A 15,740-nucleotide genomic window follows, 5' to 3' on the forward strand; every position below is an offset into this window, starting at 1 on the left:
GAAACACGGCTGAATGCCGTGTTTTTTGGTATAATGAAATCAATATTTATTGATGGAGAAAGTGATGTCTAATACTCGTCGAAAATCAAATTCAAACCACGTCAGCGTCGCCTTACCGTACTCAAGTACAGCTTGCGGCTAGCTTCCTAGTTTGATTTTTGATTTTCATTGAGTATAAACACCCTCATTATGAATTGTTAAATTTAATTGGCTACGGTCTTGCCAAGTTTGACAAGCTTTTTATAAGAGAATTTCAATGTTCTAGCAAGTCGGAGTTTTATCGCTATGTGGTTTCTCTGGGAATTGCTGAAACAACTGGAGTTGTAACAAATAGAATGGATTTATTTGATCCTTATTTTGACAATAATAGAAAAGGTTGGTGGCAGAAAGCTGAAGTTTATCGTTTTCGTAAAGATTTAATTGATATGATGTTTGGAAATGAAGATGTTCATAGTTATGCTGAAATCGTTAAAATGTTACTTGCTAGTGAAGGAAAGAAAAAAGGCATAACTATCGTTGAAAAACCAATTATTCAAACTAAATTCAAACGTCTACAAGAAACTGGAATGGAAGCAGAAAATTATTTTATACTCAACTTTGATAAAGAAGAAAAATTTCAAGGTGGACTATTGTACGATGCCCGTCTTTATGGTGATGGATATGATTTCCAAGTAGATGTTCAAGAGCATTCCTATCTTGCCGAAGTTAAAGGAATTCGAAAATCTAAGGGTCGCATTCGTTTGACTGCCAACGAATTTGAGAAAGCTAAAGAGTTTCAATCAGATTTTATTTTATCTCTAGTCACCAACCTAGATGATATTCCAAAGTTAGTGTTAATCGATAATCCTTTAAAACATTTTGAGTTTAAAAAGAATATTATCAAAAATGAAATCATTGAATATAGAAGCTTAGAAGATTTGTATTAGTTCCCCCTTAACTTTTCTAGTTGAAAAAACGAGAAGTCTTGACAGGTCAACGACTCAATGAACTGGAAATCAACGGTATTGGCTTGACTAAGTTTAAAAATGAGGAAATCGGTATTGAAGTCATCTGGATTGATACCGAAAATCCACCTAGCGATACCATTGGCTGGGTAGTAAAGAAATAAAAAGTTCGCGGTCTTTTTGTTTTGTGTTTTACAGTTTTTTCTTGACAAGTCTTTCTTTTTTATGGTATTCTTTTATGCAACAAGTGTTGCGCAACAAATGTTACGTGAAAGGAGTCTTATGCCACCAAAGGTTAAATTTAGTAAAGAGGCTATCATTGGAAGAGCTTTACAATTGGTGAGAGAAGAGGGCATGGCTAGTTTGACGGCTCGAGCATTAGCGGAGCAACTGGGAGCCACACCAAGAGTCATTTTTGGGCAATTTGCCAATATGGCCGAGTTACAAGCAGAGGTTATTGGTGCTGCGGAAATGGTCGTGGTGGAGTATATTCGTAAGGCCTTAGAAGATGAGAAGCCTTTTCGATCCGTCGGGGTTGCTTATATCCTTTTCGCCTCAAAAGAACCCCAACTCTTTCAATTGCTTTTCCAAAATCCCAGCAAAGATCCGATTCGTCGCTTTCAAGATTTTCTTCCCATGAAGGATCATAGTTACCAATTGGTTCTGGATTCGATCGTCGCAGACTATCCTTTGACTGTAGAGGAGGCTGGTCGCTTGTACCAGCATCTATTTATCTACTCACACGGGATGGCCTCAATGGTTGCTTCTGGTATTTATCAATTCAGCATGGAAGAAGTGATTGGATTACTGACAGAGGTTTGTCAATCTCTCATCAAAGAAATGGTAGGAAAGAAATGATTCAACTAGAAAATGTGCACAAAAGTTACGGCCAAACCAAGGTTTTAAAAGGGATTGATTTGCAGATTCAAGACCAGGATGATGTGGTTATCCTCGGTCCTTCTGGATCAGGCAAGTCAACTCTCTTAAACGTTCTGTCAGGTTTAGAAAAGGTAGACGAGGGACATATCCTCATTCAAGGACAGGATTTAGCTCAACTCACAGATACTCAATTAACAGCCTTTAGACGTGAGAAGATTGCCTTTATTTTTCAGCAGTATTATTTATTGCCTAATCTAACAGTCAGACAGAATGTAAAGATGGGGGCAGACCTGGCAAACAATCATGATTTTTTGCAGATTTTCGAGGATTTGGGACTTGGCGATAAGCTGGACAAGTATCCGAGTGAATTGTCAGGTGGGGAACAGCAGAGAGTCTCCATTGCTCGGGCCTTGGCCAAAAAGCCAGAGATTCTTTTCTTAGATGAGCCGACGGGAGCCCTGGATGAAGAAACGGGGCGCAAGATTCTCGACTATATCTGGGAGTTAAAGGAAAAGCTTGGTTTGACCCTCATCATGGTGACGCACAACCAAAATATTGCGGATATGGCAAGAACCATCATTCGTGTCAATAGTGGAAAGATTACCGAAGTTGTGACCAATGATCAGCCTCAGACTGCTTATGAGATTGGATGGTAAGCCATGTTTTCAGTAAAAGATATTCGAAAATTAGTTGTCGTCAGTATAATTGGGGCTTGTGCGGTCTTTGTGGCCAATCTCTTCTTGAATTTTTACTTGGATATCGAGCAGTTGGAGATTTCTAAAACCAATCCCATGATTCAGACTTACTATGATGTTCAGATTTCGCTTTCTTGGATGGTTGCCATGGTCAGTGGAGTCGTCTTGTCCTTGACGTCGGTCCTTCTCATGTGTTTTTATATCAAACAATTTGTCGATGATCACAAGGAACAATTAGGAATTTTAAAGGCTTTGGGCTATAGCAATGGCCAATTGGCTAAACGATTTTGGGCATTTGGGCTCAGTTTTGGTGCCGGAGCGCTTCTTGGCTATTTCGCTTCTTTTCTTATGATGGGGCATTTTTATGACTTCCGGAATGAAAAGGGGATCCTGCCAGAAATCACCATTCATTTTCATTGGCAGCTCTTGCTTGCTTTTGTGGTCCTTCCAACGGCATTTTTTATGCTTATCGCAGTTGGTTATGCTAGAAGACAACTACAAACGCCGGCTCTTCGCTTATTGAAAAAGTCCCCAACACCAATCAAGGTCAAAAGGAGAAAGAGGGCTCCTAAGAAAGAGAAAGACTTCCTAAAAGAGCTGTCTTCGTCACTAATTTGGGGGAGAAAATCTATCCTGTTTTTTGTAGTCTTTGGCTCTATGTGTTTTGCAGCCATGGTTCAATTGTCCTTTGGTCTAAGGGACTACGCAGATGACATCATCCAAACCATGATGATCATGATTGGCTTGATCCTTTCTTTCTCTATTCTCTTTTTGTCATTGGGGATTGTCGTCTCAGAAAGTCGCGAAACCCTGGCTCTTATGAAGACTTTTGGCTACACAGATCGTGAATGCCAAGGCCATATCCTATCTCCCTATCGTTTCTGGACCTATCTAGGATTTGTTCTTGGGACGGCTTATCAGTACGCTATCATGGAAATCTTGATTGGTGTGATCAAAGATACGGTTCCTGAAAAGATTGAGCATCACTTTGATGGGAATGTTTGCTTCTGGACTTTGATCGGTTTTGCTGTGGTTTATGAAAGCCTCTTTTATCTATCCAACAGAAAACTCCAAAAGCAAACCATCAAAGAAGTACTCTTAGCTGAATAAATAGAGAAGGTTGGATTCTCCAGCCCTTTTCTTATGAAACTCATTAACAAGAGAAGGATTTTTCACTATTCTAGGGAAAATGAAATAAAGGAAAGAAAACGAAGTTACTGGCAGAACCTGAAATGATCTTTTTACTTGTTTTGACGCAACAAATAATCCTTTATCTCTGTAGGAATCCTCTTGCAGTTTGTGGTTGGTATTGGAGTTGCAGCCTTGAGTTATAAATAAATCAATATACCTGTGGTCATGTTACACAGGTCTTTCAATTAGCTGAAATATTTCACCTTTATTTTTTCTTAACCTTTGACTATTCTGCAAAATTATCGTAAAATAAAGAGTAAATGATAAAATGAGGTCAGAGTGTGTTTGCTCTGGCGATAGTAGTATAAATGAGGAGAAACGCTTTGGAATTAGAAGTATTTGCTGGGCAAGAAAAAAGTGAACTATCTATGATTGAGGTAGCGCGTGCTATCTTGGAACTTCGTGGTCGCGACCACGAGATGCATTTTAGCGATCTTGTAAACGAAATTCAAAACTACCTTGGAACATCAAACAGCGATATCCGTGAAGCCTTGCCTTTGTTTTACACAGAGTTGAACTTTGACGGTAGCTTCATCTCACTTGGAGACAACAAATGGGGCCTTCGTTCATGGTATGGTGTGGACGAAATCGACGAAGAGATCATCGCTCTTGAAGAAAATGATGACGATGAAGTAGCACCAAAAGCTAAGAAAAAACGTGTCAATGCCTTCATGGATGGTGATTCAGATGCTATTGACTACAATGCAGATGATCCAGAAGACGAAGATGCATACGAAGCAGATCCTGCTCTTTCATACGATGATGAAAATCCAGATGATGAGAAAAACGAAGTGGAAGCTTACGATGCAGAAATCAACGAAATCGCCCCAGATGACTTGGGTGAAGACGTGGATCTCAACGAAGAAGACGACGAGTTTTCAGATGATGATTCTGAAAACATCGAGGAATAAAAGTTAGCTATTGACAATTATCCTATTTTTAGGTATCATATTGTTCGGGCACCTCTTTTAGAGGTCGGGGCTCCCTAGTTCTTAGGGAGCTATTTTTGTTTTTTCAAGAAGTTATCTTCTTGTATTTTATACTCAATGAAAATCAAAGAGCAAACTAGGAAACTAGCCGCAGGCTGTACTTGCGTACGGCAAGGCGACGTTGACGCGGTTTGAAGAGATTTTCGAAGAGTATTAGTTGTGAATCTGGTGCAGTCGTTCCAGATTATTCTTATTAGTAGGGTCTTGTTTTCTATGTCCCCTCGTAGTTGACAAGACCTTGAGCATTTTAGAAAGAGGAATCTATGTCAACGAAATATATTTTTGTAACTGGTGGTGTGGTATCGTCTATTGGGAAAGGGATTGTGGCAGCAAGTCTAGGCCGTCTCTTGAAAAATCGTGGTCTCAAAGTGACCATTCAAAAGTTTGACCCTTATATCAATATTGATCCGGGAACTATGAGCCCTTACCAGCACGGGGAAGTTTTTGTGACAGATGACGGAGCTGAGACAGATTTGGACTTGGGTCACTATGAACGTTTCATCGATATCAATCTTAACAAATATTCTAACGTGACAACTGGTAAAATTTACAGTGAAGTTCTTCGTAAGGAACGACGTGGAGAATACCTTGGGGCAACTGTTCAAGTCATTCCTCATATTACAGATGCTTTGAAAGAAAAAATCAAGCGTGCCGCTCTAACGACTGATTCTGATGTCATTATTACAGAGGTTGGTGGAACAGTAGGAGATATCGAGTCCTTGCCATTCTTAGAGGCCCTTCGTCAGATGAAGGCAGATGTGGGTGCGGATAATGTCATGTATATCCATACAACCTTACTTCCTTACCTCAAGGCTGCTGGTGAAATGAAGACCAAACCAACTCAACACTCTGTAAAAGAATTGCGTGGATTGGGAATCCAGCCAAATATGTTGGTTATTCGTACAGAAGAGCCAGCTGGTCAAGGAATTAAAAACAAACTGGCCCAGTTCTGTGATGTGGCACCAGAAGCCGTTATCGAATCGTTGGATGTTGAACACCTTTACCAAATTCCATTGAATTTGCAGGCACAAGGTATGGACCAAATTGTTTGTGACCATTTGAAATTAGACGCACCAGTAGCGGATATGACAGAATGGTCAGCCATGGTGGACAAGGTCATGAACCTTAAGAAACAAGTTAAGATTTCCCTTGTTGGTAAGTATGTGGAGTTGCAAGATGCCTACATCTCTGTGGTTGAAGCCTTGAAACACTCTGGTTATGCTAACGACGCAGAAGTTAAGATTAATTGGATTAATGCCAATGATGTGACGGCAGAGAATGTAGCAGAGCTCTTGTCTGATGCGGACGGAATCATCGTGCCAGGTGGTTTTGGTCAACGTGGTACTGAAGGGAAAATCCAAGCCATCCGTTATGCGCGTGAAAATGATGTTCCAATGTTGGGAGTCTGCTTGGGAATGCAGTTGACTTGTATCGAGTTTGCTCGTCACGTTTTGGGTCTTGAAGGTGCCAATTCTGCAGAACTTGCACCAGAAACAAAATACCCTATCATTGATATCATGCGTGATCAGATTGATGTTGAGGATATGGGGGGAACCCTTCGCTTGGGACTTTATCCATCTAAGTTGAAACGTGGTTCTAAGGCAGCAGCTGCTTATCACAATCAAGAAGTGGTGCAACGCCGTCACCGTCACCGTTATGAGTTTAACAATGCCTTCCGTGAGCAGTTTGAGGCAGCAGGTTTTGTCTTCTCAGGAGTTTCTCCAGACAATCGTTTGGTAGAAATTGTGGAAATTCCTGAAAATAAATTCTTTGTGGCTTGTCAGTATCACCCTGAACTTTCAAGCCGTCCAAACCGCCCAGAAGAACTCTACACTGCTTTTGTCACTGCAGCTGTTGAGAACAGTAATTAGCTAAATCAGAACCTTTGAGAACAATCTCAGAGGTTTTTTGATTGCATATTTAGGATAAGATTTGCAAATTAAAAACATAGTGATATAATTAACATAACAAAAGTTAAGGAGGATTTACAATGAAAAAAATCACACTATTTGGTTTGTCTCTAGCAGGCCTAGCTTTACTGGCTTTTCCTCATTCAGGTCAGGCATTCGGGCTAAAAGAAGAATGGGTTGTTAAATGTGGAGTTCAGTATCAAGATGGCAACATTCTTCGGTTTAATAATGGTCATGAAGTGGATATCAAAGTCTTGGATTTGCCAAAAACCGAGAAAATCGAGTGGACGGTTAGTCTCAATGGTCAAGATCAGACTGTCAATTTCCTAGGTCAAGAAAAGAACAAGTCTATGATTGGAGTAGAAGGGCGTTATCTGAATTTCTACGTTCCATATGGCTATAGAGGAGATATCAAGGTAGAAGCCAAGAGCGGAAACGAAGTGAAGACCTGGTCAACGAAAGTGGTTGACGATGTACATCATGAAGGTGGAAAGAGAGGTTACTATCGTATTGAAGAATCAAATAATCAATACACTTACCTCGATGCTAAATGGGATTATCAAACCAAGACTTACACTGCTACTTTACCAGAGACTGTTAATGGTCAAAAAGTTTTTGCTTGGGCAAATTATGATAATGACGACTTGAAACTAGAAAAAACAAAATCTATCAGTCATAAATATGATGATGGAGGATCTTTCAAAGAACTTTATCCGATTGTAAAAGCAGAAAGCTGGCTAAAATCAAATCAAAACTGGTACTATCAAAAACAAGGTCAATTAGTGCAGAATGATTGGGTTAAGGACAAGGGAACTTGGTACTTTATGAATGATAAAGGGATCATGTTCAATCAAACTTGGCTATATCAAGGTGGCAACTGGTATGCCTTTAAATCATCAGGAGGCATGATTGCTAGTGACTGGTTTTACGACCAAGGCAAGTGGTACTATTTATCAACTTCAGGAGCCATGAAAGCAAGCACTTGGGTTTATGATAAGGGAGAATGGTATTATGTAAGTTCTTCTGGTGCCATGCTAGCGAATGATTGGGTCAAAGATAATGGCAAGTGGTATTATCTAGCTTCATCAGGTAAGATGCTTCGCAATACCTACACACCTGATGGTTACTACGTTGGCAACTCAGGTGTCTGGCAATAAGAATAATACTCTTCGAAAATCTCTTCAAACCACGTCAGCTTCATCCACAACCTCAAAACAGTGTTTTGAGCTGACTTCGTCAGTTCTATCTACAACCTCAAACTACAACCTCAAAGCAGTGCTTTGAGCAACCTGTGGCTAGCTTTCTAGTTTGCTCTTTGCTTTTCATTGAGTATAAGAAGTCCTTTTCCTTAAAGGAAGAGGCTTTTTACTTGCTTTTCTGCTGCTTCCTCATTTGTCCTAAAGCCTTTTTTGTGTTAAAATGAATGGTATGAAAGCTAAAAAAATGTGGATGGCAGGCTTGGCTCTGCTAGGTATTGGAAGCCTTGCCCTTGCTACGAAAAAAGTTGCAGATGACCGTAAGCTCATGAAGACTCAGGAAGAGTTGACAGCGATTGTACGAGACCATTTTTCAGACATGGGGGAAATTGCGACACTCTATGTTCAGGACTATGAAAGCAGTCTAGAGAGCTTGGTTGGTGGCGTCATTTTTGAGGATGGCCGTCATTATACCTTTGTCTATGAAAATGAAGACCTAGTCTATGAGGAGGAAGTCCTATGATACAACCAGCAAGTTTAGAAGAACTAGCATCTTTAGTGGAAAAAGATGGCAAGAAGGTCTTTCTTTTTGTGGCGGACTGGTGTGGCGATTGTCGTTATATCTATCCTGCCTTGCCAGAAATTGAGGAGACCAATCCAGAGTTCAACTTTATTCGAGTGGACCGAGACCAGTATATGGATTTGGCCAAACTCTGGGATGTTTACGGGATCCCTAGCCTTGTTGTTCTAGAAAAGGACAAGGAAATTGGCCGTTTTGTTAACCGCGACCGTAAAAGCAAGCAACAAATTAACGACTTTTTAGCAGGACTGAAATAGGAGAAAAAGGAAACAATGATTTTTACATATAACAAAGAACATGTCGGTGATGTCCTTATGGTCATCGCGAAAAATAGCGGAGATGCCAAACTGGATGTGGAGCGCAAAGGCAAGGTAGCTCGTGTTTTCCTCAAAGATAATGGGGAAACAGTGGCGTGGAATATTTTCGAAGTTTCAAGTTTGTTTGAAATTGCAGAGCGCGGTCAAGTCTTTTTATCAGATGAGCAAGTCGCTTGTTTGAACCAAGAGTTGCAGGCGGAAGGCTTTGCAGAGGAAATTGTTAATGACAAGGAACCTAAGTTTGTTGTTGGTGAAATTGTTGAGATGGTAGCCCATCCAGATAGTGACCACCTCAACATCTGCCAAGTTGCAGTCGCAAGTGATAAGACTGTACAAATCGTTGCAGGGGCTCCTAATGCGCGTGTCGGGTTGAAAACCATTGTAGCCCTTCCTGGAGCAATGATGCCCAAAGGCAACCTCATTTTCCCAGGTGAACTTCGTGGTGAAAAGAGTTTTGGCATGATGTGTAGTCCTCGTGAATTGCAGCTGCCAAATGCTCCGCAAAAACGTGGTATTATTGAATTATCAGAAGACCAAGTTGTCGGAACTCCATTTGATCCAGCTAAACACTGGACTGCCTAAGAAGTTGTTAATATCTGATAGACCAGATAGAAGGAAATAAGATGGCAAAAAATGTTGTGATTACAGGAGCGACATCAGGAATCGGTGAAGCGATTGCGCGTGCTTATCTGGAGCAGGGTGAGAATGTGGTTCTAACTGGACGACGGATAGACAGACTAGAAATCCTCAAGTCGGAGTTTGCAGAGACCTTCCCAAATCAAACAGTTTGGGCTTTTCCGCTAGATGTCACGGATATGAACATGGTAAAGGCTGTCTGCTCTGATATTCTAGAAACGATAGGTCAGATTGACATCCTAGTCAATAACGCAGGCCTGGCTCTTGGCTTGGCTCCATATCAAAACTATGAAGAGTTGGATATGCTGACCATGTTGGATACCAATATCAAAGGTTTGATGGCAGTCACTCGCTGTTTCTTGCCAGCAATGGTAAAAGCCAATCAAGGACATATCATCAACATGGGGTCAACCGCAGGAATTTATGCCTATGCAGGTGCAGCAGTTTATTCAGCTACCAAAGCAGCAGTTAAGACCTTTTCAGATGGTCTGCGAATTGATACCATCGCAACGGATATCAAGGTGACGACTATTCAGCCTGGAATTGTCGAAACAGATTTTTCTACAGTGCGTTTTCACGGTGATAAAGAGCGGGCTGCGTCCGTTTACCAAGGAATAGAAGCCTTGCAAGCTCAGGATATTGCAGATACAGTGGTCTATGTGACTAGTCAACCTCGTCGTGTGCAAATTACAGATATGACCATTATGGCTAATCAACAGGCGACAGGTTTCATGGTTCATAAAAACTAAAAAATTCCTCGAAAGTTACAAATTTCTGTAACTTTTTTTTGATTTCTTACGAATAGATAAGTAGGAGGAAGAAAATATGTATAATAAAGTTATCTTAATCGGACGCTTGACGTCTACACCAGAATTGCACAAAACCAACAATGACAAGTCAGTAGCGCGAGCAACTATCGCTGTAAATCGTCGTTACAAAGACCAAAATGGGGAGCGCGAAGTTGATTTTGTTAATATGGTCCTATGGGGCAGACTAGCAGAAAGCTTGGCAAGCTACGCAACCAAAGGTAGTCTTATTTCAGTGGATGGAGAATTACGTACCCGTCGTTTTGAGAAAAATGGTCAGATGAACTACGTGACCGAAGTACTTGTTACTGGATTCCAACTCTTGGAAAGTCGTGCTCAACGTGCCATGCGTGAAAATAATGCAGGACAAGATTTGGCGGATTTGGTTTTGGAAGAGGAAGAATTGCCATTTTAAGCATTAAAAAGTCTGAGTTGGTCTCAGGCTTTTTATCTTGAGAAAGTCAGACTTTTTTCTTGACTATTTCTGACCAAGTGATACAATAGAACTATGAATTAGCACTCAGGTATAAAGAGTGCTAATAATATCTATCTCATCATGGAGGAAAGCAGATGTTGAAACCATTAGGAGACCGTGTGGTCTTGAAAATTGAAGAAAAAGAACAAACTGTTGGAGGCTTTGTCCTCGCAAAATCAGCCCAAGAAGAAACGAAAACAGCTACAGTAGTGGCTACTGGACAAGGTGTTCGTACCTTGAACGGTGACTTGGTTGCTCCAAGTGTTAAAGCTGGAGACCGTGTCTTAGTTGAAGCTCACGCAGGTCTTGATGTCAAAGATGGCGATGAAAAGTACATCATCGTAGGCGAAGCTAACATCTTGGCTATCATTGAAGAATAGAAGGAGAAAGTAAGTATGTCAAAAGAAATTAAATTTTCATCAGATGCCCGTTCAGCTATGGTCCGTGGTGTCGATATCCTTGCAGACACTGTTAAAGTAACCTTGGGACCAAAAGGTCGTAACGTTGTGTTGGAAAAATCATTTGGCTCACCCTTGATTACCAATGACGGTGTGACCATTGCCAAAGAAATCGAATTGGAAGACCATTTTGAAAATATGGGTGCCAAATTGGTATCAGAAGTAGCTTCAAAAACCAATGATATCGCTGGTGACGGAACAACAACTGCAACTGTATTGACCCAAGCAATTGTCCGTGAAGGCATCAAAAACGTCACTGCAGGTGCCAATCCAATCGGAATTCGTCGTGGGATTGAAACAGCAGTTGCTGCAGCGGTTGAAGCCTTGAAAAACAATGCCATCCCTGTTGCCAACAAAGAAGCTATCGCTCAGGTTGCAGCCGTATCTTCTCGTTCTGAAAAAGTAGGCGAATACATTTCTGAAGCCATGGAAAAAGTTGGCAAAGACGGAGTCATCACTATCGAAGAGTCACGTGGTATGGAAACAGAGCTTGAAGTCGTAGAAGGAATGCAGTTTGACCGTGGTTACCTTTCACAGTACATGGTGACAGATAGCGAAAAAATGGTGGCTGACCTTGAAAATCCGTATATCTTAATTACCGACAAGAAGATTTCCAATATCCAAGAAATTTTGCCACTCCTCGAAAGCATTCTCCAAAGCAATCGTCCACTCTTGATTATTGCGGATGATGTGGATGGCGAAGCTCTTCCAACCCTTGTTTTGAACAAGATTCGTGGAACCTTCAACGTAGTAGCAGTTAAGGCACCTGGTTTTGGTGACCGTCGCAAAGCCATGCTTGAAGACATTGCCATCTTGACAGGCGGAACAGTTATCACAGAAGACCTTGGTCTTGAGTTGAAAGATGCGACAATTGAAGCTCTTGGTCAAGCAGCGAGACTAACTGTGGACAAAGATAGCACGGTTATCGTAGAAGGTGCTGGAAATCCTGAAGCGATTTCTCACCGTGTTGCGGTTATCAAGTCTCAAATCGAAACTACAACATCTGAATTTGATCGTGAAAAATTACAAGAACGCTTGGCAAAATTGTCAGGTGGTGTCGCAGTAATCAAAGTCGGAGCTGCAACTGAAACTGAGTTGAAAGAAATGAAACTCCGTATTGAAGATGCCCTTAACGCTACTCGTGCAGCTGTTGAAGAAGGAATCGTTGCAGGTGGTGGAACAGCCCTTGCCAATGTCATCCCAGCCGTGGCTGATTTGGAATTAACAGGAGACGAAGCAACAGGCCGCAATATTGTTCTCCGCGCTTTGGAAGAACCTGTTCGTCAAATTGCCCACAATGCAGGATTTGAAGGATCTATTGTTATCGATCGTTTGAAGAATGCTGAAGTTGGTACAGGCTTCAACGCAGCAACTGGTGAGTGGGTCAATATGATTGAAGAGGGGATTATCGACCCAGTTAAAGTGAGCCGTTCAGCCCTTCAAAATGCAGCATCTGTAGCCAGCTTGATTTTGACAACAGAAGCAGTTGTAGCTAACAAACCAGAACCAGTAGTCCCAGCTCCAGCCATGGATCCAAGCATGATGGGCGGTATGATGTAAGCTTTCTATAGAAAACAACTTATAAAAAATACAAAAGGAGGGAATGCCTACCCCTCCTTTTTATGCTATTCACTTCTAAATAGATTTGAGCTCTCCTAACTTATATGATAAAATAAGACTAGAAAAAGGAGAAAAACATGATCGATGTAGAAGAAATTCTGAACAAGATGAACCCTAATCAGAAAATTAATTATGACCGTGTCATGCAGAAGATGGTACAAGTATGGGAGAAAAATGAGCAACGTCCAACTATTCTCATGCATGTTTGCTGTGCCCCTTGCAGTACCTATACCCTAGAATACCTGACCAAGTATGCAGATGTGACCATCTATTTTGCCAATTCCAATATCCATCCCAAGGCAGAATACCATAAGCGGGCTTATGTTACCAAGAAATTTGTCAGTGATTTCAATGAGCGGACAGGAAATACGGTCCAGTATCTAGAAGCTCCCTACGAACCAAATGAATATCGTAAGTTAGTCAGAGGACTGGAAGAAGAGCCAGAAGGTGGCGACCGTTGCAAGGTTTGCTTTGACTACCGACTGGATAAGACAGCACAAGTGGCTATGGATTTGGGCTTTGACTACTTTGGCTCAGCCTTGACCATCAGTCCTCATAAGAACTCTCAAACCATTAACAGCATCGGAATCGATGTGCAAAAGATTTATACCACCCACTATCTTCCCAGCGATTTCAAGAAAAATCAAGGCTACAAACGTTCAGTAGAGATGTGTGAAGAGTATGACATCTACCGTCAATGTTATTGTGGATGCGTCTATGCAGCCCAATCCCAGAATATTGACCTGGTTCAGGTTAAGAAAGATGCCACGGCTTTCTTGCTGGATAAGGATGTTGAAAAAGACTATTCCCACATCAAATTTACAGTTACGAAATTAGATATATAAGGATAAGCCCAGCTGCAAAGCTGGGTTTTTATACTCTTCGAAAATCAAATTGAAAATCAAATTCAAACCGCGTCTACGTCGCCTTGCCGTATATATATGTGACTGACTTCGTCAGTCTTATCTATAACCTCAAAACAGTATTTTGAGCAATCTGCGGTTAGTTTCCTAGTTTGCTCTTTGATTTTCATTGAGTATTAAAATAAAAAACCAGGGATTTCACCCTAGTTTGACAACTTTACCGATTCTTTAGTTCTACATAGCGCTTGTACCAAATGTTTACATAGGCTTCTGAGAAAGGACCACGTCCATTGTTAATCCAATCAACAAGAATTTTGACATGTTCTTTTAAAATATAGTCCAAATCATCAGAATAATTCATTTTGCGTTTGTGACGCTCATACTCCTCAACGTCCAAGAGACGTTTTTCCCCATCTGTAAAAATTTTAACATCTAAATCGTAATCAATATACTTCAGTGCTTCTTCATCCAGATAGTAGGGGCTAGCCATATTGCAATAGTAGGAAATCCCATTATCACGAATCATGGCAATGATATTAAACCAATATTTCTTGTGAAAGTAAACAATAGCCGGTTCTCGAGTGACCCAACGACGACCATCACTTTCGGTAACCAGTGTATGATCGTTGACACCAATAATGGCGTTTTCTGTTGTTTTTAGTACCATGGTGTCCCGCCAAGTTCGGTGGAGACTCCCATCATGCTTATAACTTTGAATTGTAATAAAGTCGCCTTCTTTTGGAAGCTTCATAACTAACCAACTTTCTACAATTTATAAGTTTATCGTTTACTATTGTACCATAAAATTGCCTAAAATCTGTGAATTTTACATGAAAATATTAAAGATATTCTCTGAGAGCGCTTGCTATATCCGAAAAATCATAGCCCTTTCGTGCTAAAACTTGGGTTAAACGCTGTTTAAGTTCGTATCCTTCATACTTTCGGGCATATTTAATATATTGCTTATCAAGTTCCTTAAAGATGAGTTCCTGAGTCGTTTCTTGGTCAACTTGACTCTCCAACTCGTCAAAAGCAACTTTAGCATCAGAGTAAGAGAAGCCCTTGTTAGTCAAGTTCTGGATAATCTTATCTTGCAAGGCACGAGCTGGAAGTTTTCCCTCATATTTTTTCAATAGTTTATTAGCTACACGTTGAGCAACTTCCGAAAAATCAAATTCTTTCAGAATCTCTTCTATAGTAGCTTTTGAAATTCCTTTTTGTGCTAATTTCTGAATCAGTACATAAGGCCCCTTATCTCCTGAAAGTTGATTGGCATTGATGATAGCATAAGCGTACTGATCATCATTAATCCACTTATCTTCTTTAAGATTAATAATAACTTTAGAAGCTATGTTTTCATCAATATCGTATTTTTTTAGATATTCTCTGACTTCTTTTTCAGTGCGCGCTTTAAAGGATAGGTGGTAGAGGGCTAGATTCTTACCATAAGAAAATTGAGCAAAGTCCTGAATTTCTTTTAATTCTTCTTCACCTATCACCTTATCTCTCGATAACATAAAACGAACAATAGTATCTTCAGTAATGTAGCATTTGTCGCCATTATCAAGCTCCATCAGATAGAGTCTTTTTTTCTTTTCAAGTTTTGTGATTTTCATAGTTCTATTATAACTCAAAATGTGATAAGATAGGGGTATGAATCTGAAAGTGAAACAAAAAATACCATTAAAAATCAAGCGCATGGGAATTAATGGTGAGGGAATCGGCTTTTACCAAAAAACATTAGTCTTTGTACCTGGAGCACTCAAAGGTGAAGATATCTATTGTCAGATTACTTCTATTAAACGCAACTTTGTTGAAGCAAAATTACTAAAGGTTAATAAGAAGTCAAAATTCCGAGTTGTGCCAGCTTGTACTATCTATAATGAATGTGGTGGTTGCCAAATCATGCACCTGCATTATGATAAGCAGCTGGAGTTCAAGACGGACTTACTTCACCAAGCGCTGAAAAAATTCGCTCCTGCAGGATATGAAAACTATGAAATCCGCCCGACGATTGGTATGCAGGAACCCAAGTACTATCGTGCTAAGTTACAATTTCAGACTCGAAAATTTAAAAATCAGGTCAAGGCAGGTCTGTATGCAGAAAACTCTCATTATTTGGTAGAGTTGAAAGACTGCCTAGTACAAGATAAGGAAACCCAAGTGATTGCTAATCGCCTA

The 15,740-nt window shown here is 40.5% G+C and carries 18 protein-coding genes and 1 pseudogene (1 of these 19 cut by a window edge); 17 read left to right on the top strand and 2 right to left on the bottom strand.

Annotation, left to right across the window (positions count from 1 at the left end):
• The first annotated feature begins 167 nt into the window (after window positions 1–167).
• The 16 genes and pseudogenes from QM956_RS06760 to QM956_RS06835 all read left to right on the top strand — a co-directional run bounded on the left by QM956_RS06760 (window position 168) and on the right by QM956_RS06835 (window position 13,541).
• Complete coding sequence (locus QM956_RS06760) at window positions 168–926, top strand: protein NO VEIN domain-containing protein (protein WP_247953530.1); 759 nt, start codon at window positions 168–170, stop codon at window positions 924–926.
• Window positions 927–946: 20 nt separating this feature from the next.
• A pseudogene (locus QM956_RS06765) lies at window positions 947–1,108 on the top strand (hypothetical protein); the annotation flags it as partial.
• Between the two features lie 118 nt (window positions 1,109–1,226).
• Window positions 1,227–1,802, top strand: a complete 576-nt coding sequence (locus QM956_RS06770) for a TetR/AcrR family transcriptional regulator (RefSeq protein WP_247953522.1) — start codon at window positions 1,227–1,229, stop codon at window positions 1,800–1,802.
• On the top strand, window positions 1,799–2,479 hold the full coding sequence (locus QM956_RS06775) for an ABC transporter ATP-binding protein (RefSeq protein ID WP_247953523.1): 681 nt from the start codon (window positions 1,799–1,801) through the stop codon (window positions 2,477–2,479). Before QM956_RS06770 ends, QM956_RS06775 begins: the two co-directional genes overlap by 4 nt.
• 3 nt (window positions 2,480–2,482) lie before the next feature.
• Window positions 2,483–3,628 carry an FtsX-like permease family protein gene (locus QM956_RS06780; RefSeq protein WP_247953524.1) on the top strand — a complete coding sequence of 382 codons (1,146 nt, stop codon included), beginning with the start codon at window positions 2,483–2,485 and terminating at the stop codon, window positions 3,626–3,628.
• 404 nt (window positions 3,629–4,032) lie between these two features.
• Complete coding sequence (rpoE, locus tag QM956_RS06785; protein WP_031227756.1) at window positions 4,033–4,620, top strand: DNA-directed RNA polymerase subunit delta; 588 nt, start codon at window positions 4,033–4,035, stop codon at window positions 4,618–4,620.
• Between the two features lie 341 nt (window positions 4,621–4,961).
• Window positions 4,962–6,569: a CTP synthase gene (locus QM956_RS06790; protein ID WP_000105246.1), complete on the top strand. Its 1,608-nt coding sequence runs from the start codon at window positions 4,962–4,964 to the stop codon at window positions 6,567–6,569.
• 119 nt (window positions 6,570–6,688) lie between these two features.
• Window positions 6,689–7,765 carry an N-acetylmuramoyl-L-alanine amidase family protein gene (locus QM956_RS06795; RefSeq protein ID WP_414302364.1) on the top strand — a complete coding sequence of 359 codons (1,077 nt, stop codon included), beginning with the start codon at window positions 6,689–6,691 and terminating at the stop codon, window positions 7,763–7,765.
• Window positions 7,766–8,027: 262 nt separating this feature from the next.
• Window positions 8,028–8,327: a DUF4651 domain-containing protein gene (locus tag QM956_RS06800; RefSeq protein ID WP_049543840.1), complete on the top strand. Its 300-nt coding sequence runs from the start codon at window positions 8,028–8,030 to the stop codon at window positions 8,325–8,327.
• The gene (locus QM956_RS06805; RefSeq protein WP_023948252.1) at window positions 8,324–8,641 is read left to right on the top strand and encodes a thioredoxin family protein; all 318 of its coding nucleotides are present in this window, start codon (window positions 8,324–8,326) and stop codon (window positions 8,639–8,641) included. The genes QM956_RS06800 and QM956_RS06805 overlap by 4 nt, the downstream gene beginning before the upstream one ends.
• A gap of 15 nt (window positions 8,642–8,656) precedes the next feature.
• Window positions 8,657–9,283: a YtpR family tRNA-binding protein gene (gene ytpR / locus QM956_RS06810; RefSeq protein ID WP_261011961.1), complete on the top strand. Its 627-nt coding sequence runs from the start codon at window positions 8,657–8,659 to the stop codon at window positions 9,281–9,283.
• A gap of 41 nt (window positions 9,284–9,324) precedes the next feature.
• Entirely contained in the window at window positions 9,325–10,086 is a 762-nt protein-coding gene (locus QM956_RS06815; protein WP_414302365.1) for an SDR family NAD(P)-dependent oxidoreductase, read from the top strand.
• Between the two features lie 76 nt (window positions 10,087–10,162).
• Window positions 10,163–10,558 carry a single-stranded DNA-binding protein gene (locus tag QM956_RS06820; RefSeq protein WP_060627102.1) on the top strand — a complete coding sequence of 132 codons (396 nt, stop codon included), beginning with the start codon at window positions 10,163–10,165 and terminating at the stop codon, window positions 10,556–10,558.
• A 155-nt stretch (window positions 10,559–10,713) separates the two neighbouring features.
• A complete protein-coding gene (groES, locus tag QM956_RS06825; RefSeq protein ID WP_000917335.1) occupies window positions 10,714–10,998 on the top strand; it encodes a co-chaperone GroES in 285 nt (94 codons plus the stop codon).
• Between the two features lie 15 nt (window positions 10,999–11,013).
• The gene (gene groL, locus QM956_RS06830) at window positions 11,014–12,636 is read left to right on the top strand and encodes a chaperonin GroEL (protein ID WP_414302366.1); all 1,623 of its coding nucleotides are present in this window, start codon (window positions 11,014–11,016) and stop codon (window positions 12,634–12,636) included.
• A 137-nt stretch (window positions 12,637–12,773) separates the two neighbouring features.
• Window positions 12,774–13,541: an epoxyqueuosine reductase QueH gene (locus QM956_RS06835; RefSeq protein WP_265482403.1), complete on the top strand. Its 768-nt coding sequence runs from the start codon at window positions 12,774–12,776 to the stop codon at window positions 13,539–13,541.
• Between the two features lie 235 nt (window positions 13,542–13,776).
• On the opposite strand, the gene ntdP is transcribed toward QM956_RS06835, so the two are convergent.
• Together ntdP and recX are read right to left on the bottom strand one after the other, a co-directional pair.
• Window positions 13,777–14,310 carry a nucleoside tri-diphosphate phosphatase gene (gene ntdP / locus QM956_RS06840; RefSeq protein ID WP_000775316.1) on the bottom strand — a complete coding sequence of 178 codons (534 nt, stop codon included), beginning with the start codon at window positions 14,308–14,310 and terminating at the stop codon, window positions 13,777–13,779.
• Between the two features lie 88 nt (window positions 14,311–14,398).
• On the bottom strand, window positions 14,399–15,175 hold the full coding sequence (gene recX, locus QM956_RS06845) for a recombination regulator RecX (RefSeq protein ID WP_265483370.1): 777 nt from the start codon (window positions 15,173–15,175) through the stop codon (window positions 14,399–14,401).
• A 37-nt stretch (window positions 15,176–15,212) separates the two neighbouring features.
• On the opposite strand from recX, the gene rlmD reads away from it, so the two are divergent.
• Window positions 15,213–15,740: the beginning of a 23S rRNA (uracil(1939)-C(5))-methyltransferase RlmD gene (gene rlmD / locus QM956_RS06850; protein ID WP_261020686.1), read on the top strand. It continues 828 nt past the right edge of the window; 528 of the gene's 1,356 nt are visible here — the first part of the coding sequence; its start codon is at window positions 15,213–15,215; its stop codon lies off the right edge, out of view.

The organism is Streptococcus mitis, assembly GCF_047460035.1.
In the GTDB taxonomy this organism is placed as follows: Bacteria; Bacillota; Bacilli; order Lactobacillales; family Streptococcaceae; genus Streptococcus; species Streptococcus mitis_DW.